This is a genomic window from Enterococcus asini ATCC 700915 (genome assembly GCF_000407365.1).
Taxonomy (GTDB): domain Bacteria; phylum Bacillota; class Bacilli; order Lactobacillales; family Enterococcaceae; genus Enterococcus_C; species Enterococcus_C asini.
The window spans coordinates 330,907-355,650 of sequence record NZ_ASVU01000002.1; the positions used below are offsets into that span (position 1 = coordinate 330,907).

A 24,744-nucleotide genomic window follows, 5' to 3' on the forward strand; every position below is an offset into this window, starting at 1 on the left:
ATGAAATTTGCAGTAATTGTATTTCCTGGTTCCAACTGTGACATGGATATGCTGTGGGCGATTCAAGACATTATGGAGGCAGAAGCGGAATATGTGCGCCACGATGCTGTAAGCTTGGCAGGGTTCGACGGGGTCTTGTTACCTGGTGGATTTTCCTATGGGGACTATCTCCGTTGCGGCGCCATCGCTCGTTTTTCACCGATTATGGCAGAAGTGATCCGCTTTGCTGAAGAAGGCAAACCGGTCTTTGGTACGTGTAATGGGTTCCAAGTTTTGACAGAAGCCGGCCTTTTGCCGGGAGCTTTGATTCGTAATAAGTCTTTGCACTTTATTTGCAAAACCACCCCGTTAAAAGTTGTGAACAATCAGACAAACTTTACCAGCGAGTATGAAGCAGAGGAAATTATTCGAATTCCCGTGGCTCACGGAGAGGGCAACTACATCTGTGACGAAGCGACTTTGGCGGAGTTAAAAGCCAACAATCAAATCGTCTTTACCTATGAAGAAGACATTAACGGCAGTATGGAAAATATCGCCGGCATCGTGAACAAACAAGGAAACGTCTTGGGCATGATGCCCCATCCGGAACGGGCTATGGAAGAGTTACTTGGCTCAGCGGATGGCAAACGTTTCTTTGCTTCGATTTTGAAAAACTTTGGAAAGGTGTCTGTGAGCAAATGATGAACTTAGAACCAACACCTCAAGCAATCAAAGACCAACGAATTTACGCCCAATGGGGTTTAACCGATGAAGAATATCGCATGATTTCAGAAGACATCTTGGGACGCTTGCCGAACTATACGGAAGCCGGCCTATTTTCCGTCATGTGGAGTGAGCACTGTTCTTACAAAAATTCCAAGCCGGTTTTGCGGAAGTTTCCTACAGAAGGCCCTCAAGTCTTGCAAGGACCGGGAGAAGGGGCAGGCATCGTGGATATCGGGGACGGGCAAGCGGTGGTTTTTAAAGCGGAAAGCCACAACCATCCTTCTGCGGTGGAACCTTATGAAGGTGCGGCGACTGGGGTTGGCGGCATCATCCGGGACATCTTTTCCATGGGAGCTCGGCCGATTGCGGTGCTTGACTCCTTGCGTTTTGGGGAATTGGACAACGATCGCACCAAGTACTTAGTGGAAGAAGTCGTAGCGGGCATTTCCGGTTATGGCAACTGTATCGGCATTCCCACAGTGGGGGGAGAAGTCGCTTTTGATCCTTGCTATGCTGGGAATCCTTTGGTTAACGCCATGTGTGTCGGCTTAATCGATCACAAGGACATCCAAAAAGGCCAAGCCAAAGGGGTCGGCAATGCCATTATGTACGTAGGGGCGAAAACCGGTCGTGACGGGATTCACGGGGCGACCTTTGCCTCAGAAGAATTCTCAGAAGGGGAAGAACAACAGCGTTCTGCCGTGCAAGTGGGCGATCCGTTCATGGAAAAATTGTTACTGGAAGCTTGTCTGGAATTAATCTTAGACCACAGCGACATCCTCGTGGGCATTCAAGATATGGGGGCGGCCGGATTGGTCTCTTCTAGTTCGGAAATGGCGTCAAAAGCCGGCTCCGGTTTGAAATTGTACTTAGATGATGTACCACAACGGGAAACAGGCATGACGCCATATGAAATGATGCTTTCCGAGTCCCAAGAACGGATGTTGATCTGTGTCAAAAAAGGTGCCGAAGACCAAGTGGTAGAACTCTTCCACAAATACGATTTGGATGCCGTTACGATTGGGGAAGTAACCGACGACGGGCAATACCGTCTCTACCATAAGGGTGTGGAAGTGGCGAACTTGCCAGTGGACGCCTTGGCAGAAGACGCACCGACTTATTACAAAGAATACCAAGAACCTGCTCGGATCAAAGAATTTGCAGCAATGCCAGACTTTGAGCCAGTGGTAAATGATGCTACGGCAACGTTCATCGCCTTGTTGCAACAACCGACGATTGCGTCGAAAAAGTCAATTTACGAAACGTACGATGCCCAAGTTCGTACCAATACCGTGGTTTTACCAGGCTCTGATGCGGCGGTCTTACGGGTACGGGGAACCAATAAAGCTTTGGCAATGACTACGGACTGTAACGCCCGCTACTTATACTTGAACCCAGAAATCGGGGGGCAGATTGCGGTAGCCGAAGCAGCCCGAAATATCGTGGCCAGTGGCGGCCAACCATTAGCCATCACCGACTGTTTGAACTATGGTTCACCAGATAAACCAGAAGGCTTCTGGGAATTGTGGACTTCGGCAGACGGTTTAGCGGAAGCTTGTCGCACATTGAACACACCGGTGATTTCCGGGAATGTGTCCATGTACAATGAAACAGACGGCAAAGCGATTTACCCGACACCGATGATTGGCATGGTGGGCTTGGTGCAAGATTTGGCCCACATCACCACGCAAGACTTTAAACAAGCCGGGGACTTGGTTTATGTCTTAGGGGAAACTAAGGCCGATTTCAACGGTTCGGAATTACAAAAAATGCAGTTAGGGCGCATTGAAGGTCGTTTAATGGACTTTGATTTGGCTATTGAAAAAGCCAATCAGGACTTGGTGTTACAAGCCATTCAAGCTGGCCTGGTGCAAAGTGCCCACGACTGTTCGGAAGGCGGACTGGCTGTAGCAGTAGCGGAAAGCTGCTTCAAAAATGACCTAGGGGTGGACGCAAGCTTTGATATGCCAAAAGCGAACCTCTTTAGTGAAACCCAGTCCCGTTTTGTCTTATCCGTGAAAGCCTCAGATAAAGCAGCTTTTGAAGCCTTGGTACCAAGTGCCAAAGCAGTGGGGACGGTTTGTGAGACGGGCATGATTACGATGCAAGCAACAGACGGCGCCATCACCTTAGGCACCAGCACGGCCAAGGAATTATGGGAGGAAGCCATTCCATGTCTTATGAAGTAAAAAGTTTAAACGAAGAATGCGGGATTTTCGGTGTGTGGGGACATCCGGAAGCTTCTAGTGTGACGTATTTCGGTCTCCATTCTTTGCAACACCGGGGGCAAGAAGGCGCCGGTATCGTGTCCAACGATGCCGGGGTGCTTCACGGCTACCGGGATTTGGGGTTGTTGTCGGAAGTTTTTAAAGACGATCGGGACTTGCAACGCTTAAAAGGCAATGCGGCGATTGGTCATGTGCGCTACGCTACGGCGGGGAACGGTAGCGTGGACAATATCCAACCTTTTTTATTCAAATTTTATGATTGTTCGTGCGGCTTGGCCCACAATGGCAACCTGACCAATGCTAAGAGTTTGCGCCGAGAATTAGAAGCGGACGGAGCGATTTTTCATTCCAATTCCGATACGGAAATCTTGATGCACTTGATTCGTCGCAGTCGTAAAGAAACATGGCTGGATAAGCTAAAAGAAGCCTTGCAGACCGTCCAAGGGGGCTTTGCCTATATCCTGATGCGAGAAGACTGCATGGTGGCGGCTTTAGATGCCAATGGCTTTCGGCCTTTAGCCATCGGTCAGATGAAAAACGGTGCTTACGTGATTGCTTCGGAGACTTGTGCCTTAGAAGTCATCGGGGCGGATTTCGTACGGGACGTGCAGCCGGGGGAAATCATCATTATCAATGACGACGGGTTCACCGTGGATCACTTTACCAACGAGACCCAACACGCGATTTGCTCCATGGAATACATCTACTTCGCACGGCCGGATTCCAATATCGCCGGGGTCAACGTCCATACCGCTCGGAAAAATATGGGACGGATTTTGGCGGCGGAAGCTCCAGTGGAAGCAGACATGGTCATCGGGGTGCCGAATTCTTCCTTGTCTGCCGCCAGTGGCTATGCGGAAGCATCTGGGATTCCCTATGAGCAAGGCTTGGTGAAAAATCAATACATTGCCCGAACCTTTATCCAGCCGACTCAAGAACTGCGGGAACAAGGAGTGCGCATGAAGCTCTCCGCCGTCCGTGGAGTCGTGGCCGGCAAAAAAGTCATTATGGTGGACGACTCGATTGTACGAGGGACGACTAGTCGTCGGATTGTTCAGCTGTTGAAAGAAGCCGGAGCACTAGAAGTCCATGTACGGATCGCTTCTCCGCCGTTGAAGTATCCATGTTTTTACGGTATTGACATTCAGACCCGGAAGGAATTAATCGCGGCGAATCATTCCGTAGCGGAAATTTGTGAGTGTATCGGGGCGGATTCTTTGAGCTTCTTAAGTGAAGACGGGTTGATTGAAGCGATTGGGTTGGATTTCGACGCCCCGTATTCCGGGTTGTGTATGGCGTATTTCAACGGGGATTATCCGACACCTTTGTACGACTACGAAGAACAATATCAGGCTTCCTTAAAAGAGAAGGTCTCATTTTTTAATTAAGAAAAGAGGGTATTCATGGCAAACGCATATCAAAATGCCGGCGTGGATGTAGAAGCCGGCTATGAAGTAGTCTCCCGCATTAAAAAGCACGTGGCAAAAACCGAACGCCTAGGAGTCATGGGGGCTATCGGTGGCTTTGGCGGCTGTTTCGACTTGAGTCAATTACAGGTCAAAGAACCGGTGTTGATTTCTGGTACCGACGGCGTGGGCACGAAACTGATGCTAGCCATTCAAGCGGACAAACACGACACGATTGGGATCGACTGTGTGGCCATGTGTGTCAATGACATCGTGGCGCAAGGGGCAGAACCTTTGTATTTCTTGGACTACATCGCTACTGGGAAAAACATCCCCGCCCGCTTGGAACAAGTAGTAGCCGGGGTGGCGACAGGCTGTGTGCAAGCAGGAGCGGCTTTAATTGGCGGCGAAACTGCAGAAATGCCGGGAATGTACAGCGAGGAAGATTACGACTTGGCAGGCTTTGCAGTAGGGATTGCGGAGAAAAGCCAGTTGGTTACCGGAAGCGAGATTGCGGAAGGGGACGTGCTCTTAGGGATTGCCAGCTCTGGAATTCACTCCAATGGCTATTCCTTGGTGCGCAAAGTCTTCTTTAAAGACAATGACTTCACTTTAACGAGCCAATTGCCAGAGTTACCGGGGCAAACGCTAGGGGATGCTTTGTTGACGCCGACGCGGATTTATGTAGAGACCTTGTTGCCTTTAGTGAAAAAGGAATTGGTCAAAGGGATTTCCCATATTACCGGAGGCGGCTTTGTGGAAAATATTCCCCGGATGTTGCCAGCAGGTGTCACGGCAGAAATCACCCTAGGCACTTGGCCGGTCTTGCCGATTTTTGACGCTTTAGCGAAATACGGCAAGATTCCGAATCACGAAATGTATGAAATCTTTAATATGGGCATCGGCATGGTCTTAGCCGTAGCGCCAGAAAAAGTAGCTATGGTCAAAGCTGTCTTGGCAGAACAAGGGGAGCCTTGTTACGAAATCGGTCGGGTGACGATTGACGAAAATCCGATTACTTTTAAGGAGAGCGTATGAGATTCGCGGTCTTAGCTTCCGGTAATGGGAGTAACTTCGAAGCCATCGCCATCGCTTGGGAGCAAAAGCAAATCCCGGGAGAATTAGCACTGGTTTTTGCCAACCATCCCGAGGCCTATGTCTTAGAGCGAGCAGCACAACACCAGATTCCTCACTTTAGTTTTACGGTGAAGGAATCCGGGGGCAAAGAAGCCTACGAAAAAGCTTTGTTGCACCTGTTGCAAGAGCAAAAAATTGATTTTGTGATTTTGGCGGGTTACTTGCGCATCTTAGGCAAAGAAATCATCGAAGCCTTTCCCGAGCGGATTTTGAATATCCATCCTTCCTTGTTGCCTAGCTTTCCGGGACTTCATGGCATTCAAGATGCCTTTAATTACGGGGTGAAGGTCACCGGGGTCACAGTTCATTTTGTGGACTGTGGCTTGGATACGGGGCCCATCATTGCCCAAGAAGTGGTGGCCATCAGCCCTGAGGACACTTTGGAAACGTTGGAAGCCAAGATTCACCAAGTGGAACACCAACTCTATCCTCGCATTATCGGGGAATGTCTAGAAAAGGAGAACCATTCATGAAAAAACGCGCACTGATCAGTGTTTCAGATAAAACCGGCTTGGTAGCATTTGCCAAAGGAATCGTTGCTGCCGGTCTTGAAATCATCTCCACGGGGGGGACGAAAAAAGCTTTAGATGAAGCGGGAGTACCCTCTTTAGCCATTGAAGAAGTTACCGGTTTTCCGGAAATGATGGACGGCCGGGTGAAAACTCTGCATCCGAAAATTCACGGGGGTCTTTTAGGTCGCCGGGATTTGGATAGCCACATGGCGGCCATGCGTTCTCACGGAATTACCGAAATTGACCTAGTAGTGGTTAATCTTTATCCCTTTAAAGAAACCATTGAAAAACCAGATGTTACAGAAGCCGAAGCAATCGAAAATATCGATATCGGCGGACCTTCCATGTTGCGCTCGGGAGCAAAAAACTTTGCTTCTGTGGCGGTGGTGGTGGATCCGGCGGACTATGAACTAGTCTTAACGGAATTACAAGCTGGGGGCACGACCTTAGGAACTCGGAAATATCTAGCTGCGAAAGTCTTCCGTCATACGGCGGCCTATGACGCCTTGATTGCCGGGTATTTAACGAATGTTGTAGGAGATAGCCAACCGGAAAAAATGACCTTGACCTATGAACTGAAACAATCCTTGCGCTACGGGGAAAACAGTCACCAACAAGCAGCCTTTTATCAAGACGCATTGCCGGTTTCTTATTCTATCGCTCAAGCGAAACAACTCCACGGCAAGGAATTGTCTTACAACAATATTAAAGATGCGGATGCGGCTTTACGGATTGCTCGAGAATTTGAAGCACCGACCGTGGTGGCTTTGAAACATATGAATCCTTGTGGTATCGGCACCGGGGACACCATTGAAGCGGCATATGACTTCGCCTATGCGGCAGATCCCGTTTCGATTTTTGGGGGTATCTTAGTGGCCAATCGGACCATCGATTTGGCGACGGCAGAAAAAATGCATCAATTATTCCTAGAAATCATCATCGCACCAGACTTCACGGAAGAAGCATTTGCGGTCTTGAGCAAGAAGAAAAATTTGCGCTTAATGACTTTGGACTTTAGTCAAAAAGACCAAAGTACCAATAATGAAACGGTCTCTGTCCTAGGTGGGCTACTAGTACAAGAACAAGACGTGGTCAAAGAAGACCCGGCAAACTGGCAAGTGGTGACCAAGCGGCAACCAACCAAAGCCGAGCTTGCGGCTATGGCTTTTGCTTGGAAAGCGGTGAAACACGTGAAATCCAATGCCATCGTGTTGGCCAATGAACACCAAACAGTCGGTATCGGTGCCGGGCAAATGAATCGCGTGGGCTCCGTGAAAATCGCCATTGATCAAGCGGAAGCAGCAGAGATGATGGATGGGGCAGTTTTGGCTTCCGATGCCTTCTTCCCTATGGCTGACAGCGTGGAATACGCAGCGGCCCATGGCATTAAAGCCATCGTCCAACCTGGAGGCAGTATCAAAGACCAGCTATCCATTGAAGCAGCGGATGCGGCAGGGATCGCCATGGTCTTCACCGACTTGCGTCATTTCAGACATTAAGCAAGGAGCAGTCGTTTTTGAAAGGAGCAAAATCGTTGAAATTACTCGTAATCGGTAGTGGTGGCCGAGAGCATACTATCGCTAAAAAACTAAAGAGTGATCCTGGGATTGCGGTGGTTTTTTGCGCCCCGGGCAATCCAGGGATGAAAAAAGACGGGATTGAAGTGGTGGCCGTGGCAGAAAGTGATCATCAAGGCTTGATCGCTTTTGCCAAAGAACAAGGGATTGACTGGACTTTCGTAGGGCCGGAAGCTCCTTTGGCGGCGGGGTTAGTGGACGACTTTGAAGCGGCCGGACTTAAAGCTTTTGGCCCAAGTAAAAAAGCAGCGCAAATTGAAGGTTCCAAGGATTTCGCCAAACAGCTGATGCTTAAAAATCAAATTCCTACCGCCAAACACCAAACCTTTACGGATTTTGCGAAAGCGAAAGCCTATGTGGAAGCTCAAGGGGCACCGATTGTCATTAAAGCCGATGGCCTGGCGGCAGGTAAAGGCGTCGTAGTAGCGGAAACCGTATCAGAAGCCGTGGCCGCTTTGTCGGACATGCTAGAAGGCAATAAATTTGGTGCCAGTGGTGCTCGAGTGGTAGTGGAAGAATTCCTAGCCGGAGAAGAGTTTTCCTTGTTGGCCTTTGTGCGCAATGAAAAAGTCTACCCCATGGTGATTTCCCAAGACCACAAGCGGGCTTACGATGGGGACAAAGGGCCGAACACCGGGGGCATGGGCGCCTACTCACCGGTACCGCAGATTCCAACTGAAATGGTAGCACGGGCGGTAACGGAAATACTGGAACCGGCCGCTTTGGGCATGATTAAAAATGGCACGCCATTTACCGGGATTTTATACGCCGGCTTAATCGCCACGGATGAAGGGGCCAAGGTAATCGAATTCAACGCCCGCTTTGGGGATCCGGAAACCCAAGTGGTCGTACCCCGCTTGACCAGTAGTCTGGCAGCAATCATCACCGCTCTCTTAGCAGATGAAGAACCAGTTTTAACTTGGAGCGAGCAAGCGACTTTTGGCGTGGTTGTGGCTGCAGAAGGCTATCCGGGGACGTATGCAAAAGGTATGGTTTTACCGGAAATCACTAGCCCTGACGTGTCGGTTTACTACGCCGGCGTGGCAGAAAAGGACGGCCAATTAGTGGCCAGTGGCGGCCGGATTTTCCTAGTGGAAGCGAAAGGCGATACTTTGGCAGATGCTCGTGAGAAAGTCTACGGCGCACTAGACGGCGTGGACTTGTCACAGATGTTTTATCGCAAAGACATCGGTGCTAAAGCACTGAAATAATCAAGAAAGTCTCCCGGAGTTTTCGGGAGATTTTTTGTTAGTAGTTTTTGATAGCCTTTTCAATCAGTTGTGCTACACTAAGAAAGAAGTCAGCTAAAGGAGGAAATCAAATGAAACAAGTCAATTTAGGTCCCAATGAAATCGGCGTGCCGGCGGTTGTGCTGGGCTGTATGCGCATCACCGAAGCAGAAAATCCGGTGGCGGTAATCGAAACGGCGATGGAAAATGGCATTAATTTCTTTGACCATGCGGACATTTACGGTGGTGGTAAATGTGAAGAAATCTTCGCCAAAGCTTTCAAAGAAACTCAATACAAGCGGGAAGACATTTTCTTGCAGTCCAAATGCGGCATCGTGCCTGGGGTGATGTATGATTTTTCCAAAGAACATATTATCAAATCCGTTGAAGACAGCTTGAAACGGTTGAACGTAGAGTATCTGGATAGCTTGTTATTGCATCGCCCGGATACCTTAATGGAGCCAGAAGAAGTTGCGGCGGCCTTCGATCAATTAGCTGCAGACGGCAAGGTTAAATACTTCGGCGTCAGCAATCAATATTCTCGCCAAATCGAACTTTTACAAAAATACTTGCGCCAACCTTTGATTATTAACCAGTTGCAATTCGGTGTGATGCACACGGGGATGGTGGACTTTGGCCTGCATGTGAACATGACCGATCTTCGCAGTGTGGACCACGACGACGGGGTTTTGGAATTCTCCCGGATGAATGACATGACGATTCAAGCTTGGTCGCCGTATCAGTACGGTTTCTTCGAGGGCGTCTTTGTGGACAATGACAAATTCCCAGAGTTGAACAAAGTTTTGCAAGAGATGGCGGACAAATACCATACGACCAAAACCGGGATTGCTTCGGCGTGGATTTTGCGTCATCCGGCTAATATGCAAGTAATCGCTGGCACCATGAACTTAGGGCGGATTGAAGAAATCGCCAAAGCTAGTGAAGTCGTGCTTTCCAGAGAGGATTGGTACGGGATTTACTTGGCAGCGGGGAACGATTTGCCATAAGCGCTCGTTAACAGGCAGAATCGAACTACCAGAAAGTCGCCTTTTAGTAGGCGGCTTTTTTGTATGGAGAAAATTTTACCGCAAAAAGAATTACTAGTATGCTTTACAAACTAGTCGGTGAAAGGTATACTGATTTTCGAGTAGTAGGTAAAACAAACTAGTAAAAGGAGCTTGTAAAAATGAAAGAGACCCAAATGTTAAAGGGGTTGTTGGAAGGATGCGTTTTAGCTCTGATTCAACAAGGGGCCGGGGAAATCTATGGCTACGAACTCGTGCAACGGCTGAAAGCTTCTGGTTTTACCACCATTGTCGGCGGAACGATCTATCCCTTGTTGCAAAAATTGGAAAAAAATCAACTGATAAAAGGCGAGATGCGAAAATCGCCGGAAGGTCCGGATCGGAAGTATTTTACGTTGACTACCCTGGGAGAACAAAGTCTAGCCGATTTTCAGAGGCAGTGGCGGGAAATGGAAGGAAAAGTCAATCGTTTATTGGGAGGAAATGAAGCATGAAAAAGAATCAAGGCAAAGTTTATCGCGACAAACTGAACCAACTGGAAAGCCAATTAACAGCTGAGAATCGCCACTATTTTGATGATTTGCGCATGTATATGTCCATGGCCGGCTTACTGTTGGACGAAGGGGAGTTGAATATGCAGTTGTACCAGCTGGAAGATGATCTGTTAGCCGCCCAAGCAGATGGCATCAGTGCCGTTGATTATTTTGGCAATCAGCCACAAGAAATGGCAGATGAATTGCTGGCAAATACGAAAAAAGCGAGCGGTAAATCTTTATTCGGGATGATTCTACTAGTGGTTGGCATCTTGTGGGGAGTTAATTTGATCGGGGATTTTAGCCTGGCCTCTGAAATGTTCCTGTCCATTCCCCAGTATTTTGCCAGTGCCCTTTTAGGAGTGCTAGGGGTCGGGTTGTTGTTTTTTGTTATGAAAAAAATGGTCTTTTCCTCAGGGGTAGCAGCATTTCGCGAAATCAAAACAGGCATTGCCATTGGGGTAGTATTTTTGGGAGTGATTGCCGGACAACTGGCGGTTGCTTTGCTATTGGTAGATGTGGGAATCGTTCGGATCCCGTTTCCTGTGGATGTGCTTATTTTAGGCGGCCTGGTTGTGGGGCTGACGATTTTCCTCGTTAAAGCAGGGGATAAGCTGTTTTATCCCGTGGTCTTTTTCTTGTATGTTTTGCTAGCTTTGGGGGTTGTACAACGTCTTTTGGCGGTCGATTTTTTGACGGGAAGTTACTGGCATACCCTGCAAAGCGTGGTTTTAATAGGGGCGTTGGTTGTCTGGTTTGTTTGGCAAATGAAGGTGAGTCGTGGGAATCAGTAAAAAGAAGTTCTTCGTCTTTTTTGTAACTTTTCCGCTAAACCACTGAGCTAAAATAGCAAAACGCGAACATTCATCTTTAATAATCAGCAGATATAAGCAAATTCTATTGCTTTCCCCAAAAATCTGCGCTACAGTACTATGGGCGCTGAAATCGGTGACGAATTTTGGCCTCGACAAAATGTGAGAAACATGGAGGATGGTTTGCATGTTTGATATGAAAGTTTTTGATTATGAAGATATTCAGTTGATCCCCAACAAATGTATCGTGAATAGCCGCTCGGAATGCGACACGAGCGTGACTTTAGGGAAGCACACATTCCGGATGCCGGTAGTGCCAGCGAATATGCAGACGATTGTGGACGAAAAAATTGCCACTTTTTTGGCGGAAAACAATTATTTCTATATCATGCACCGCTTTGATGAAGCGGGCCGGATTCCTTTTATTCGTAAAATGCAAGCACAGAACCTGATTGCTTCCATTAGTGTGGGTGTTAAAGAAGGGGAATATGCCTTTGTAGAAGAGTTAGCGGCGGAAAATTTGGTGCCGGACTACATTACCATTGATATCGCTCATGGCCACTCCAATAGCGTAATTAATATGATTCAACACATTAAAAAACACTTGCCGGAATCTTTCGTGATTGCTGGTAATGTAGGAACACCGGAAGCCGTGCGGGAGTTGGAAAACGCCGGGGCCGATGCGACAAAGGTCGGTATTGGACCAGGGAAAGTTTGTATCACTAAGATTAAAACCGGATTTGGTACCGGGGGCTGGCAGTTGGCGGCCTTGCGCTGGTGTGCCAAAGCCGCTCGCAAACCGATTATCGCAGATGGGGGCATTCGGACCCATGGCGATATCGCCAAATCCGTGCGCTTTGGGGCAACGATGGTCATGATTGGTTCTCTTTTTGCCGGCCATGAAGAATCTCCTGGGGACACGAAGGTGGAAGACGGTGTGGTTTATAAAGAGTACTTTGGTTCGGCTTCTGAGTTCCAAAAAGGCGAAAAGAAAAACGTGGAAGGCAAGAAAATCTGGATTCCTTACAAAGGTTCTTTGAAAGATACTTTGGTGGAAATGCAGCAAGACTTACAGTCCTCCATCTCTTACGCCGGGGGCAAAGATTTAGAAGCCATCCGCAAAGTGGACTATGTCATCGTGAAAAACTCCATTTTCAATGGTGACACGATTTAACATTCGAGTAATGAAAAAGCCCGCTACTAGACGATTTCGGTCTGGTAGTGGGCTTTTTTTTGCAAAGTGATTCATAGCTGCTTCAAAAATTTGTTGCGATTACAGTAGTAGCTGTTGCGGAGTTAGACCGGGTCATTCAAGCTTTGGGCTTCTTTTTGGTGAACTGATGGGCCCATTCCCAATGACTTTTCACGCCCCAAACCTCAAAGGCCAAAAGAGCGATAGCGAAAAGAATCAAAAAGAAATCTTTCATGGTACTCATCCTTTCTGCTAGAAGTACTTGCTACTAAAAGTATAGCATAAATGTAAGCGCTTGTTAAAAGTGGGGACTGTTTTTTACCGAGGGAAAGATTGAATCGGTGGTCTTTTCTAGACAAGGGAAAATTGACAAAAACCCCGCTTTTGAAATCACAAAAGCGGGGTGAGCTAGCAGAAAGAGTTAATAGAAGCGTTGTAACCTTATTGTTCTGCATCTTTTTCATTGCGGATTTCCTGAATCTTACGGTGAATACGGTCCAACTGGCGAAAGTCTATAAAGGTGGGAATCACCATAACCGGGAAGCGCTGCATGTTTTCGGAAGGCAAGACGGTGGTCAGCAATAGATCAAACTGCTGAAAGTGAGCCAATAAGTCTTCATCGCTGTAAAAGACCTGATCCACGATTTGAAAATCCAGATTGGCGCCTAAGTGTTTTTCTAAAATTGCTACTAAATGGGCGTTGTGACTGGCGGAAAGATCACTCATGACCAAGATTTTCAAAGGTTTGCGATCCAAAACGGTTTCCGGGATTTCTTGGAGTACTAAATACAAAAGGTGATCCAAAAATTCGGTGGTCAAGTGTTCTTTGCGCCGATGACAGAAGTCTTGGATGCTATGTTTTAAGTCCGCCACTTCTTGGAGATAGAACTGTTGCGTTTTCTTCAAGAAAAAGTGTCGGGGATGGCGCAAGACTTGTAGCATATCTTTTGGCGGGCCGAAGACTTCATTTTCACTGATAAATTGAAACAAAATCTCTTGTTGTCGGGTGCTTGTCAGTTTCAATTGATAGTGAGCCATTAAAAAGGCCAAGAAAGCTTTGTTGAATTCCTGTGCTTTTTGGATACGAGGATTGGTGGCCAAAGCGATTTGAAAGTGATCCGGCCGATAGAGGGCATAGTCTTCAAACATCAGCCACAAAAGGTCTTGTTGGTCCAGGTCATTCACTGGCGTAGGTTTCAGGCCTATTTCGATGGTGGTGGTCAAGTAAGGCGCGGGCTCTGCCAAAAAAGGATGAGGACTACTATGCCGCAACTGATGGCCTAAGCTTTGGCGGATGCTTGCCACAAAGTAGCTAACAAAGAGTTTGTCCATCACATAGTTTGACTGGGGCAGATTTTGGGCAGCTAGGTAATCCGTCAAGTAGCGACGAAGGGCCTGATCTTGGTCACCGGTGGCAAAAAAAGACTGGGACCACAGTTGCACCTGACGATACAAAGACGTGTACAGACGGCGAATATGAACTTCGGAGCCTTCCAAGCGCAAAGGCCGCATTTCGATAGTAATCCCCCAGGCGGCTAAGGTTTGAGCGAGCTTTTCCAAGTAGCGATGAGTGGTGGAACTGCTTAAATACAGCTTTGCCGCGGCTTGGGTCTGGCTTTGGCACTCCTCAAATAACAAAAGACGCAAAAGGGAAATCGAAGGGGATTGATTCAAAATCCGGGCCTTGATCAAGTTGAAACTCAAAGGAGTCACTTGTCGCAAATGGTAGCCTTGGTCGTCTTTTTCTAGGCTGAGTTCTGGGTGTTGTTGCGGGATTTGGGCCAAGTCTTTTTGTAAAATGCTAGAGGAGACGCCGGTTAAAGCGGCTAGCTCTTCTTCAGTGGCCAAATAATCTCGTTCATAAAAAAAGCTTAACAGGGCCAATTGCCGCTGCTGATCGCGACTGAGTAGGTGACGTAACTCCATGATTTCCTCCTTTTTCTGAAAATAAACGGTAAATCATTGACCTATATAAAAAAACAGGCTATGATGAATGAGTAGTACCAAGTAAATAATTGTTAGGTGAGGCTCCTATATGGACACAGGCTGCTGCCGCGAAAGAATCGAGAGACTCTTAGTTTGGTAGAACAGGATTGATCGTGAAGGTCAATCACAACGCAGCTGACTAGTTTTCGCTAGTCTACGCCCTATAGTGCTAAAGCTCTACGATGACCAACGTAGCCTTTTTGCGCGCGCTCATTGTGGAGCGGGCGCTTTTTCATTGTATAAAAGCTTTCCTCATACGTTTTTGACTGCGCAATTGATTGTAGCACAAAAGCGCTAAGGGAAAAAAGCGTTTTTATAATTTTTCTAAAGAGAGGATGAGGGAAATGGATGCCCCTAGTTTTAGGCCACTGTTAAAAATCGCTCTAGGGGGAACTTCCTCCTAGGGATACAAGGAGGAAGTATGATGAATAAAAAAACATTAACCAAAGATGTAGAGTTGAAAAAATTAGCCCTATTGTCCGAGCGGGAACTCTTGATGCACTTGCGGACTTCAAAGGCAGGCTTATCGGAAAAAGATGCAGCCAAACGACTGGAGGAATTCGGCCCGAATCAGGTCAATGCTCAAAAACCCCGGGGCATTTTGCGGATTCTTTTTGACGCGGTGAAAGATCCTTTTGTGCTTGTTTTGGTCCTTTTGATGATTGTTTCTGGCTTAACCGGCGACCTTGAGGCAGTCTTTGTTATGGGAGGCATGGTTTTGGCCTCGGTGGCAATCACTTTTATTCAGGAATATCGCTCGGAGAAAGCCAGCTTTGCCTTGAAAGAAATGATTGAAAATACCGCCACGGTGACTCGTAACGGCAAAATCCGGGAGATTCCCATGGATGAAGTGGTGCCGGGAGACGTGATTACCTTAGCGACCGGGGATATGATTCCCGCGGATGCTCTGCTGTTGTGGACGAAGGACTTGTTTGTCAATCAGTCTTCTTTGACTGGGGAGTCCTTACCCGTGGAAAAAGGGGTGCGGAAAGAAGCTGACCAAGAGGAGCTGTCCGCTGTGGATTTTCCCGATTTGGTCTTTATGGGGACGGATGTATTAAGTGGGCAAGGGCAAGCGATTATTTTGAAAACCGGGCAAAATACCTTTTTCGGTGACATCGCCCACAATGCAACCCAAAAACGGGAAGCGACCGCCTTTGATATTGGCCTGAAAAAAGTCAGCAAGCTCCTTTTGGGCATGGTCTTCGTCTTGTTTCCCGTAGTTTTCTTGTTAAATGGTTTCACCAAAGGGGACTGGAGCTCGGCGTTCTTCTTCGCCATTGCCGTGGCAGTGGGCTTGACGCCCGAGATGCTGCCTATGATTGTCACGAGCAATTTGGCAAAAGGGGCTTTAAATCTAGCCAAGCACCAAGTGATCGTCAAAGAATTGCCGGCGATTCAAAACTTAGGCGCCATGGATATCCTCTGTACGGACAAAACCGGCACCATCACCGAAGATCGAGTAGTCTTGGTGGAACACTTAAATCCTTTAGGGGAAGTGGACCAAAAAGTGTTGGATATGGCCTTTTTGAACTCCAACTATCAAACCGGTTGGAAAAATTTGATGGACGTGGCCGTTATGGAGTATTACGAAGCCAAAAAATGCCAACTTCCTTATGAAGAAGTCGTTAAAATCGACGAGTTGCCGTTTGACTTTTCCCGGCGACGTCTCTCTGTGGTAGTCAAAGCCGGGGAACATCAGTTGATGATCACCAAAGGCGCGGTGGAAGAGATGGCAGATGTTTGCCAATACGTGGAAATCAATGGTCAAATACAAGCACTAACCCAAGAGTTGCGGGACAAGATGAGTCAATTAAACAAAAAACTCAATGACCAAGGAATGCGGGTTTTGGCAGTGGCGACAAAATACGACGCCCACACGGATGCTACCTATACGGTGGCCGACGAAAACAACCTGATTCTAATCGGCTACATGGGCTTTTTGGACCCTGCGAAAGCTTCTGCGGCAAGCGCTTTGGCAGCGTTAAAAGAGCACGGAGTCAGCGTGAAAGTCCTCACTGGAGACAATGCTTTAGTAGCAAAAAAAGTCTGTGGGGATGTAGGCATCGAGGTCAATGGCGTTTTACTAGGCAGTGATCTTGAAGAACTTAGCGATGAAGCGTTGAGCCAAAGAGTAGAAGAAGTCAATCTCTATGCCAAGCTCAACCCGATGCAAAAAGCTCGTCTCATCGGTGTTATGCAAGAAAAAGGCCATACCGTGGGCTTTATGGGGGATGGAATTAATGATGCCCCGGCCTTGCGCAAAGCCGATGTGGGGATCTCCGTGGATACCGCTGCAGATATTACAAAAGATGCTAGCTCGATTATCCTCTTGGAAAAATCCTTGCAAGTTTTGGAAACCGGAGTCTTGGAAGGCCGGAAAGTCTTCTTGAACATGATGAAATACATCAAGATTACTTTGTCTTCTAATTTTGGCAATGTCTTTTCGATTCTCGTGGCCAGTGCTTTTCTGCCTTTTCTACCTATGATTTCCTTGCAACTCTTGGTGCAAAACTTGATTTATGATTTCGCCCAATTGACGATTCCTTGGGATAACGTGGATCATGAAGAACTGCAACAGCCTGTGAGTTGGGAAATCCGGGATATCTTCCGCTTTACCGTGGCCATTGGTCCTGTGAGTTCGGTCTTTGATATTTTGACGTATTTGGTAATGTGGTTTGTCATCGGGGCCAATACAATCGCCCAAGCGAGTCTTTTCCAGACTGGTTGGTTCTTAGTAGGCCTGACCACCCAAACTTTAGTAGTGCACTTGATTCGCACCCGGAAGCTTTCTTTTGTTCAAAGCCACGCTTCATGGCCAGTGCTTTTGGCCAGCTTAGGGGCGTTAGGTGTTGGTTTTATCTTGGTCTTGACGCCGATTCGCCAAGTGTTTGACTTTGCTGTTTTGCCCCAAGCGTACTTTGGCTGGTTCTTCATCATCGTTTTAGGCTACTTAGTGACCATGGAAGGGGTCAAACATCTCTACATTCGTCGGACTGGCAGTTGGTTGTGATTTGTCAGGGATAATCCACCTCCTAATCGTGCTACCCGGAAGAGATCTGGGTGAGCTTTGTAATGTAATGAAAAAAAGGTCACTTTCTCGATTAGAAGGTGGCCTTTTTGCTATGTTGCTTTGCTTTCTAGGATGCGTAACGCAAATAAGGCAGGGGCAGCACTTTATTTTGACAAGCATTTCATTTGACAAAAAACGGTCTATCTGGTGAGATATACAACAGTGAAATCTTTCTGTTACATTTTTTACTGCTTTCACAAGTTGAAGCCCTTTCACTAGTCTTTGGGAAAGCTCGAGAGGATAGGGAAGAGGAACGGCTCTGTGAAGGAAAGCGCAAACTTCCTTTCGTACGGGACTTTTTAAAAGGAACCTTTACCAAGAGGAATGAGCGTAATACTTGTCAAATCTGTGAACAGATGCTAAATTTAAAGAGTAATCATTTTCTGGTAATGATACAGCGTAGCGAGCTGTTATACCAGCAGAAAATCAGAGAGGAACGTGTAAGACATGGCGAAAGAGGTAATCGATTTTAACAAGCTGTTAGCAGAAGTCAATGCTGACTTTCCCACTTATCAAGCTATCGATGAGAACGGGAAAGTAACAAACAAGGAGTTGATTCCGGATTTATCTGACGATGAATTAGTAGAATTAATGCGTCGGATGGTTTGGTCTCGGGTTCTGGATCAACGCTCCACTGCGTTGAACCGTCAAGGACGTTTAGGCTTTTACGCGCCAACCGCTGGGCAAGAAGCCAGTCAATTGGCTAGCCATTTTGCATTTGAAAAAGAAGACTATTTGTTCCCAGGCTACCGGGATGTACCACAATTGGTGCAACACGGCTTGCCTTTGAAAGAAGCATTTTTATGGTCCCGGGGGCATGTAGCCGGTAACTTGTATCCAGAAGATTTGAAAGCAATGCCACCACAAATCATCATCGGCGCACAATACGTGCAAGCAGCCGGCGTGGCATTAGGTTTGAAGAAACACGGCAAGAAGAATGTTGCTTTTGCGTATACCGGTGACGGTGGATCCTCCCAGGGGGATTTCTATGAAGCAATTAACTTTACTGGGGCATATCATGCAAACGGTGTCTTCTTCATCCAGAACAACGGTTTTGCGATTTCCACACCACGGGAAGAACAATCCGCAGCCGCAACACTGGCACAAAAAGCAGCAGCAGCAGGGATCCCAGGGATTCAAGTCGACGGGATGGATCCATTGGCTGTTTACACTGTTTCAAAAGCAGCGCGGGAATGGGCAGCAAACGGCAACGGACCTGTTTTGATTGAAACGTTGACGTACCGTTACGGTCCACATACCTTATCCGGGGATGACCCAACTCGTTACCGTTCGAAAGAGCTCGATGGCGAATGGCAAAAGAAAGATCCATTGATCCGCATGCGCAACTACTTGACGGAAAAGGGACTTTGGTCTGAAGCCAAGGAAGAAGAAGCCATCGAAGCAACCAAAGAAGAAATCAAACAAGCGATTGCGGATGCTGATCGGGTGCCAAAACAAAAAGTTTCCGACTTCTTGAAGAATATGTACGAAGTCGCACCCCAATCTATTCGTGAACAAATTGCAACTTACGAAGCGAAGGAGTCGAAATAATCATGGCGCAAAAAACAATGATTCAAGCCATTACAGATGCATTGGCTTTGGAAATGGAAAAAGATCAAGACATTCTAGTTTTTGGGGAAGACGTCGGTAAAAACGGCGGGGTTTTCCGGGCAACGGAAGGCTTGCAAGACAAATTCGGTGAAGACCGAGTATTCGATACACCCCTAGCAGAATCAGGAATCGGTGGTTTAGCCTTTGGTTTGGCCCTTGAAGGCTTCCGTCCTGTGCCAGAAATTCAATTCTTCGGCTTCGTATTTGAAACCATGGACGAAATCGTAGGTCAAATGGCTCGGACTCGTTACCGCATGGGTGGTACACGGAATTTGCCAATCACCATTCGTTCCCCATTTGGTGGTGGGGTTCACACACCAGAACTTCACTCTGATAACTTAGAAGGCTTAATGGCACAATCCCCTGGTTTGCGGGTAGTCATTCCTTCCAATCCTTACGATGCAAAAGGGTTATTGATTGCTTCAATTCGCAGCAATGATCCTGTAGTCTTCTTGGAACACATGAAACTTTACCGTTCTTTCCGGGAAGAAGTGCCGGATGAAGCATACGAAGTGCCTTTGGATAAAGCAGCCGTAACTCGTGAAGGGAAAGACATTTCCATCATTACGTACGGTGCCATGGTTCGTGAAGCGAAAAAAGCTGCGGACAACTTGGAAAAAGAAGGCATCGATGTAGAAATCATCGACTTGCGTACCGTTGCACCATTGGATATCAAGACCATCATCGAATCCGTTGAAAAAACTGGTCGCGTCGTAGTGGTCCAAGAAGCACAAAAACAAGCCGGTGTTGGCGGTCAAGTCGTTTCTGAAATCTCAGAACGGGCAATCTTGTCCTTGCAAGCACCAATCGGTCGGGTTTCTGCACCGGATACCGTGTTCCCATTTGGTCAAGCAGAAAACATCTGGTTGCCAAATGCGGCGGACATCGAAGCCAAAGTCAAAGAAACCATGAACTTTTAAGGGATAATGGAAGGGAAGTAGAACAATGGCCTATCAATTTAAATTACCGGATATCGGTGAAGGGATCGCGGAAGGCGAAATCGTAAAATGGTTTGTCAAACCCGGCGATACCATCAATGAAGACGATACTTTATTAGAAGTCCAAAATGATAAATCTGTGGAAGAAATTCCATCTCCTGTGACTGGAACTGTGAAAAACATCTTGGTTTCAGAAGGCACTGTAGCAAACGTAGGGGACGTATTGGTAGAAATCGACGCACCCGGCGCGGAAGGCAATGATGCTCCAAGTGCGGCTCCAGCTGCAGAAGCGCCAGCCGCACCAGCACCAGAAGCACCTGCTTCCAGCGGTGTCTTCCAATTCAAATTGCCAGATATTGGTGAAGGAATTGCAGAAGGGGAAATCGTGAAATGGTTCGTCAAAGCTGGCGACACCATTAAAGAAGACGATACGTTACTAGAAGTTCAAAACGACAAATCCGTGGAAGAAATTCCATCTCCTGTGACCGGGACCGTGAAAAACGTCATCGTTCCAGAAGGTACTGTGGCAAACGTTGGGGATGTCTTAGTAGAGATCGACGCTCCAGGACACAACGATGCACCGGCTAGCGCACCGGCACAACCGGAAGCAAATACGGCTCAAGCAGCTACTCCTGCTGCAACAGCGGCAGCGAATGTTACTGAACCTGCTGCAGCAACTGGTCAAGCAGCAAAAGACAGTGGTAAAAAAGTCTTGGCCATGCCTTCTGTTCGCCAATTTGCTCGGGAAAACGACGTGGACATCACTGCCGTTACCCCAAGTGGCAAAGGCGGTCGGGTAACCAAAGCCGACGTGGAAGCCTTTATCTCCGGTGGTGGTCAAGCCCAAGCAGCACCGGCTACATCAGCTCCTGCAGCGCAAGCGGCTCCGGCTCAAAGTGCAGCCCAAGCAGCACCAGCAGCAGAAAAACCAAAAGCCTTTACTTCAAATCTTGGGGACATGGAAGAACGCGTAGCCATGACACCTACCCGCAAAGCCATTGCCAAAGCGATGGTCAACAGCAAGCATACTGCACCACATGTTACATTGCATGACGAAGTGGAAGTTTCCAAACTTTGGGACAACCGCAAACGGTTCAAAGAAGTGGCAGCAGAACAAGGTACGAAATTGACCTTCTTGCCATACGTAGTGAAAGCTTTGACTGCAACTGTGAAGAAATTCCCAGTCTTGAACGCTTCATTAGACGATGCCAACCAAGAAATCGTCTACAAACACTACTATAATATCGGGATTGCAACCGACACGGATCACGGTTTGTATGTACCAAACGTGAAAAATGCCGACACGAAAGGCCTCTTTGCCATTGCCAATGAAATCAATGAAAAAGCTGCCTTGGCTCACGATGGAAAATTAACCGCTGAAGATATGCGTAACGGTACAATCACCATTAGTAACATCGGTTCTGTGGGTGGTGGCTTCTTTACCCCAGTTATCAACTACCCTGAAGTAGCGATTTTAGGTGTGGGCACAATTGCGCAACAACCAATCGTCAACGCTGAAGGCGAAATCGTAGTTGGTCGAGTAATGAAACTTTCCCTAAGCTTCGATCACCGCATCGTGGATGGGGCCACTGCACAAAAAGCAATGAACAACATCAAACGACTCTTGGCTGAGCCTGAGTTGATGTTGATGGAAGGATGAGTAGAGTATGGTAGTTGGAGATTTTGCCATTGAATTAGATACAGTAGTAATCGGTGCTGGACCTGGCGGCTATGTGGCCGCCATCCGGGCCGCAGAAATGGGCCAAAAAGTTGCCATCATTGAACGGGAATTCATCGGCGGCGTTTGTCTAAACGTGGGCTGTATCCCTAGTAAAGCTTTGATCGCAGCGGGGCATCATTACCAAGAAGCCAAAGATTCTTCTGTTTTCGGGGTTACTACCGAAAACGTCAAACTCGACTTCACGAAGACCCAAAACTGGAAAGATACCCAAGTGGTACCAAAATTAACTGGTGGCGTGGAAATGCTTCTGAAAAAACACAAAGTCGAAATCATCTGGGGCGAAGCATTCTTTGTGGATGACCATACCTTGCGAGTAATCCACCCAGACTCTGCGCAAACTTATTCTTTCAATAATGCGATTATCGCTACTGGCTCTCGACCAATTGAAATCAAAGGCTTTAAATTTGGCGGTCGTGTCTTGGATTCTACCGGTGGTTTGAACTTGAAAGAAGTACCGAAGAAATTCGTCATCATCGGTGGCGGGGTTATCGGTGCCGAACTAGGTAGTGCTTATGCTAACCTAGGTGCCGAAGTAACCATTTTGGAAGGTACTCCACAAATCTTGCCAACCTATGAAAAAGACATGGTAAAAGTGGTGGAAGCAGACTTCAAGAAAAAAGGCGTAAACGTGATCACCAGTGCCATGGCCAAAGAAGCCATTGACAATGGAGACAGCGTCACTGTGAAATACGAAGCTGACGGCAAAGAACAATCCGTTGTAGCAGACTATGTCATGGTAACGGTTGGTCGTCGTCCAAACACCGACGATTTAGGTCTTGAACAAGCCGGCGTAGAAGTAGGCGAACGAGGCTTGATTCCAGTGGATGCACAAGGTCGCACCAATGTGAAGAATATCTTTGCAATCGGCGACATCGTTCCTGGGGCAGCTTTGGCTCACAAAGCTAGCTACGAAGCAAAAATCGCAGCTGAAGCAATTTCTGGTAAGAAAGTTGCCGTGGACTACACTGCAATGCCAGCCGTGGCCTTTACCGATCCAGAATTGGCTTCCGTTGGTTTGACCATTAAAGAAGCCAAAGAGCAAGGCTACGATGCCAAAGCATTCAAATTCCCATTTGCCGGTAACGGTCGGGCAATTTCCTTGGACAAAACAGAAGGCTTCATGCGTTTGGTGACTACCGTGGATGACAATGTGATCATCGGTGCCCAAATCGCCGGTGTCGGTGCTTCCGACATGGTTTCTGAATTGGCCTTGGCGATTGAATCTGGCATGAACGCCGAAGACATCGCTTTGACAATTCACCCACATCCATCTCTAGGTGAAATCACCATGGATACCGCAGAATTGGCCTTAGGTTTGCCAATCCATATTTAAGCAGTTGATTTAAATCGGTTCCTCTCGACTCCCGTCACTTGTGGCGGGGGTTTTTCTTAAGTTGGGCGTGGAGCCCTGTTGAGGTCGCACAGCGTCCGAAACAAAAAACTACCCGCTATGCGGGTAGAGAATCAGAGGCTATGCCACCAAAAATCCCATTCCTGTCGTACAATTGGGTTGTTCAGGCTCAATTGAAAGGAATGGGATTTTTGGCAAATAAAACAAACAGCTTAGCGCATACAAAATGGATGTGTAAGTATCATATTGTATTTACACCAAAGTATAGACGGAAACTAATTTACAATCAAGTACGGCGAGATTTAATTGAGATCTTCCAACTCTTGTGCAAGTACAAAGGAGTCGAAATTATCGAAGGACATATGATGCCAGATCATGTTCATATATTGGTAAGTATTCCACCCAAAATTAGTATCTCTTCATTTGTTGGCTATTTAAAGAGCAAAAGTGCCTTACAAATTTTTGATCGTCATGCCAACTTGAAATATAAGTATGGCAATCGAAAATTTTGGGCAGAAGGATATTATGTTAGTACCGTGGGATTAAACGAAAAAACAATCGCAAAGTATATTCGGGAACAGGAATCACACGATATCGCACTCGATAAATTGAGTGTACGAGAATATGAAGACCCATTTTCAGATGGTGGCTTCAGAAAAAAATAAACCGGTTTGACCGGTAAGTGAAAGTGCCAAGGGCATTGAGCCTGAACAAAGTGAAGGATAACGTCTTTAGGCGTAGCCATAGCAACAAGGGGTTACACCCGCAGAGCAAACCACCCGTTAGACGGGTGGTAATGATTTTGCGAAAAATCGGGTGCAGATTCCTAACTTTTCTTAAAACTCTAAGCTTTCCTTAGGGAGAATAAAGGGGCTTTGGTATCCTAATAGGGAAAGAATCGGGAAAGTAGGTCACAAGATGAATCCAAAAACATACGAATTTACCGCAGAGATCAAAAAAGTTACAGATTTAGATGGGGCATATATCGAGTTTCCTTACGACGTGAAAGAAGAATTTGGCAAAGGGCGAGTGCCGGTGACGGCGACGTTTGATGGTCTGGCCTACGATGGCAGCCTAGTGCGCATGAAGACTCCTTGCCACATTATCGGGTTGCGTAAGGACATCCGTGCTGGGATTGGGAAACAACCGGGGGATACCATTCAGGTGACGATTCAAGAACGAGATCCAAAACAACCGAAGGCAAACGCCGTCTATTCGGGAAAAGTTGGGAAAAAGTCGGATTCAAAAACAAAGCAAAAAACAATCGCGAAACCCAAAACCACTTCAAAAGCCGCAGCATCAAAGAAGGCCCCAGCAAATTCTGAAGATGCCGCCGTAGAAGCTTATTTGAATGCTCAACCGCTTGAACGCCAAGGAATCTTGCGTAAGGTCCAACAAGTGATTCGCCAAGCAGCCCCAGATGCACTGGAAAAAATCAGCTACGGCATGCCGACTTTTTGGCAAGGAAAAAACTTGGTGCATTTCGCCAATTTTAAGAACCATCTGGGCTTTTATCCCACACCCCCAGCGATTGAACACTTTGCACAGGAGTTGGCGGACTTTAAGACTAGTAAAGGTGCCGTACAATTTCCTTATGCCAAAGAGATTCCTTATGATTTGATTGAAGAAATCACGCGCTGGCAAGTAGCCAGACAAATCAAAGGAGAATAATGGGATAGGAGAGTTTT

At 47.2% G+C, this 24,744-nt stretch carries 19 protein-coding genes, 1 pseudogene and 1 riboswitch; of the genes and pseudogenes, 19 read left to right on the top strand and 1 reads right to left on the bottom strand.

Annotated features, from left to right (window positions below; genetic code table 11):
* The 11 genes from purQ (at position 1) to guaC (ending at position 12,338) form a co-directional block, all read left to right on the top strand.
* Entirely contained in the window at positions 1 to 681 is a 681-nt protein-coding gene (gene purQ, locus I579_RS11450; protein WP_010753565.1) for a phosphoribosylformylglycinamidine synthase subunit PurQ, read from the top strand.
* Positions 678 to 2,894 carry a phosphoribosylformylglycinamidine synthase subunit PurL gene (gene purL, locus I579_RS11455; RefSeq protein WP_010753566.1) on the top strand — a complete coding sequence of 739 codons (2,217 nt, stop codon included), beginning with the start codon at positions 678 to 680 and terminating at the stop codon, positions 2,892 to 2,894. The genes purQ and purL overlap by 4 nt, the downstream gene beginning before the upstream one ends.
* Entirely contained in the window at positions 2,879 to 4,321 is a 1,443-nt protein-coding gene (gene purF / locus I579_RS11460; RefSeq protein WP_010753567.1) for an amidophosphoribosyltransferase, read from the top strand. The genes purL and purF overlap by 16 nt, the downstream gene beginning before the upstream one ends.
* Positions 4,322 to 4,336: 15 nt before the next feature.
* Positions 4,337 to 5,377, top strand: a complete 1,041-nt coding sequence (purM, locus tag I579_RS11465; RefSeq protein WP_010753568.1) for a phosphoribosylformylglycinamidine cyclo-ligase — start codon at positions 4,337 to 4,339, stop codon at positions 5,375 to 5,377.
* Complete coding sequence (gene purN / locus I579_RS11470; protein WP_010753569.1) at positions 5,374 to 5,949, top strand: phosphoribosylglycinamide formyltransferase; 576 nt, start codon at positions 5,374 to 5,376, stop codon at positions 5,947 to 5,949. The genes purM and purN overlap by 4 nt, the downstream gene beginning before the upstream one ends.
* On the top strand, positions 5,946 to 7,487 hold the full coding sequence (gene purH, locus I579_RS11475; RefSeq protein WP_010753570.1) for a bifunctional phosphoribosylaminoimidazolecarboxamide formyltransferase/IMP cyclohydrolase: 1,542 nt from the start codon (positions 5,946 to 5,948) through the stop codon (positions 7,485 to 7,487). Before purN ends, purH begins: the two co-directional genes overlap by 4 nt.
* Positions 7,488 to 7,522: 35 nt before the next feature.
* Complete coding sequence (purD, locus tag I579_RS11480; protein ID WP_010753571.1) at positions 7,523 to 8,776, top strand: phosphoribosylamine--glycine ligase; 1,254 nt, start codon at positions 7,523 to 7,525, stop codon at positions 8,774 to 8,776.
* 110 nt (positions 8,777 to 8,886) lie between these two features.
* Positions 8,887 to 9,801 (top strand): aldo/keto reductase, encoded by a 915-nt coding sequence (locus I579_RS11485; protein WP_010753572.1) that lies wholly within the window; start codon positions 8,887 to 8,889, stop codon positions 9,799 to 9,801.
* Positions 9,802 to 9,980: 179 nt separating this feature from the next.
* On the top strand, positions 9,981 to 10,313 hold the full coding sequence (locus I579_RS11490) for a PadR family transcriptional regulator (protein WP_010753573.1): 333 nt from the start codon (positions 9,981 to 9,983) through the stop codon (positions 10,311 to 10,313).
* On the top strand, positions 10,310 to 11,146 hold the full coding sequence (locus I579_RS11495; protein WP_010753574.1) for a DUF1129 domain-containing protein: 837 nt from the start codon (positions 10,310 to 10,312) through the stop codon (positions 11,144 to 11,146). The genes I579_RS11490 and I579_RS11495 overlap by 4 nt, the downstream gene beginning before the upstream one ends.
* A 214-nt stretch (positions 11,147 to 11,360) precedes the next feature.
* The gene (gene guaC, locus I579_RS11500; protein WP_081633698.1) at positions 11,361 to 12,338 is read left to right on the top strand and encodes a GMP reductase; all 978 of its coding nucleotides are present in this window, start codon (positions 11,361 to 11,363) and stop codon (positions 12,336 to 12,338) included.
* Positions 12,339 to 12,797: 459 nt separating this feature from the next.
* On the opposite strand, the gene I579_RS11505 is transcribed toward guaC, so the two are convergent.
* Positions 12,798 to 14,282 carry an AcpB/EbpR/MafR family transcriptional regulator gene (locus tag I579_RS11505; protein ID WP_010753576.1) on the bottom strand — a complete coding sequence of 495 codons (1,485 nt, stop codon included), beginning with the start codon at positions 14,280 to 14,282 and terminating at the stop codon, positions 12,798 to 12,800.
* An 81-nt stretch (positions 14,283 to 14,363) separates the two neighbouring features.
* Positions 14,364 to 14,536, top strand: a riboswitch (M-box (ykoK) riboswitch).
* A 227-nt stretch (positions 14,537 to 14,763) separates the two neighbouring features.
* On the opposite strand from I579_RS11505, the gene mgtA reads away from it, so the two are divergent.
* The 8 genes and pseudogenes from mgtA (at position 14,764) to I579_RS13095 (ending at position 24,727) form a co-directional block, all read left to right on the top strand.
* On the top strand, positions 14,764 to 17,355 hold the full coding sequence (gene mgtA, locus I579_RS11510) for a magnesium-translocating P-type ATPase (protein WP_034810346.1): 2,592 nt from the start codon (positions 14,764 to 14,766) through the stop codon (positions 17,353 to 17,355).
* A gap of 507 nt (positions 17,356 to 17,862) precedes the next feature.
* The gene (gene pdhA / locus I579_RS11520; protein ID WP_010753578.1) at positions 17,863 to 18,966 is read left to right on the top strand and encodes a pyruvate dehydrogenase (acetyl-transferring) E1 component subunit alpha; all 1,104 of its coding nucleotides are present in this window, start codon (positions 17,863 to 17,865) and stop codon (positions 18,964 to 18,966) included.
* Positions 18,967 to 18,968: 2 nt separating this feature from the next.
* Positions 18,969 to 19,946, top strand: a complete 978-nt coding sequence (locus tag I579_RS11525; protein WP_010753579.1) for an alpha-ketoacid dehydrogenase subunit beta — start codon at positions 18,969 to 18,971, stop codon at positions 19,944 to 19,946.
* A gap of 25 nt (positions 19,947 to 19,971) precedes the next feature.
* Positions 19,972 to 21,624, top strand: a complete 1,653-nt coding sequence (locus I579_RS11530; RefSeq protein ID WP_010753580.1) for a dihydrolipoyllysine-residue acetyltransferase — start codon at positions 19,972 to 19,974, stop codon at positions 21,622 to 21,624.
* 7 nt (positions 21,625 to 21,631) lie between these two features.
* Positions 21,632 to 23,038: a dihydrolipoyl dehydrogenase gene (lpdA, locus tag I579_RS11535; protein WP_010753581.1), complete on the top strand. Its 1,407-nt coding sequence runs from the start codon at positions 21,632 to 21,634 to the stop codon at positions 23,036 to 23,038.
* A gap of 200 nt (positions 23,039 to 23,238) precedes the next feature.
* Positions 23,239 to 23,721, top strand: coding sequence for an IS200/IS605 family transposase (gene tnpA, locus I579_RS11540; RefSeq protein WP_169337950.1), 483 nt, complete (start codon positions 23,239 to 23,241; stop codon positions 23,719 to 23,721).
* 253 nt (positions 23,722 to 23,974) lie between these two features.
* A pseudogene (locus I579_RS13010) lies at positions 23,975 to 24,238 on the top strand (DUF1905 domain-containing protein); the annotation flags it as partial.
* Complete coding sequence (locus tag I579_RS13095) at positions 24,221 to 24,727, top strand: iron chaperone (RefSeq protein WP_306452665.1); 507 nt, start codon at positions 24,221 to 24,223, stop codon at positions 24,725 to 24,727. The pseudogene I579_RS13010 and the gene I579_RS13095, both read left to right, overlap by 18 nt.
* Positions 24,728 to 24,744: the final 17 nt, after the last annotated feature.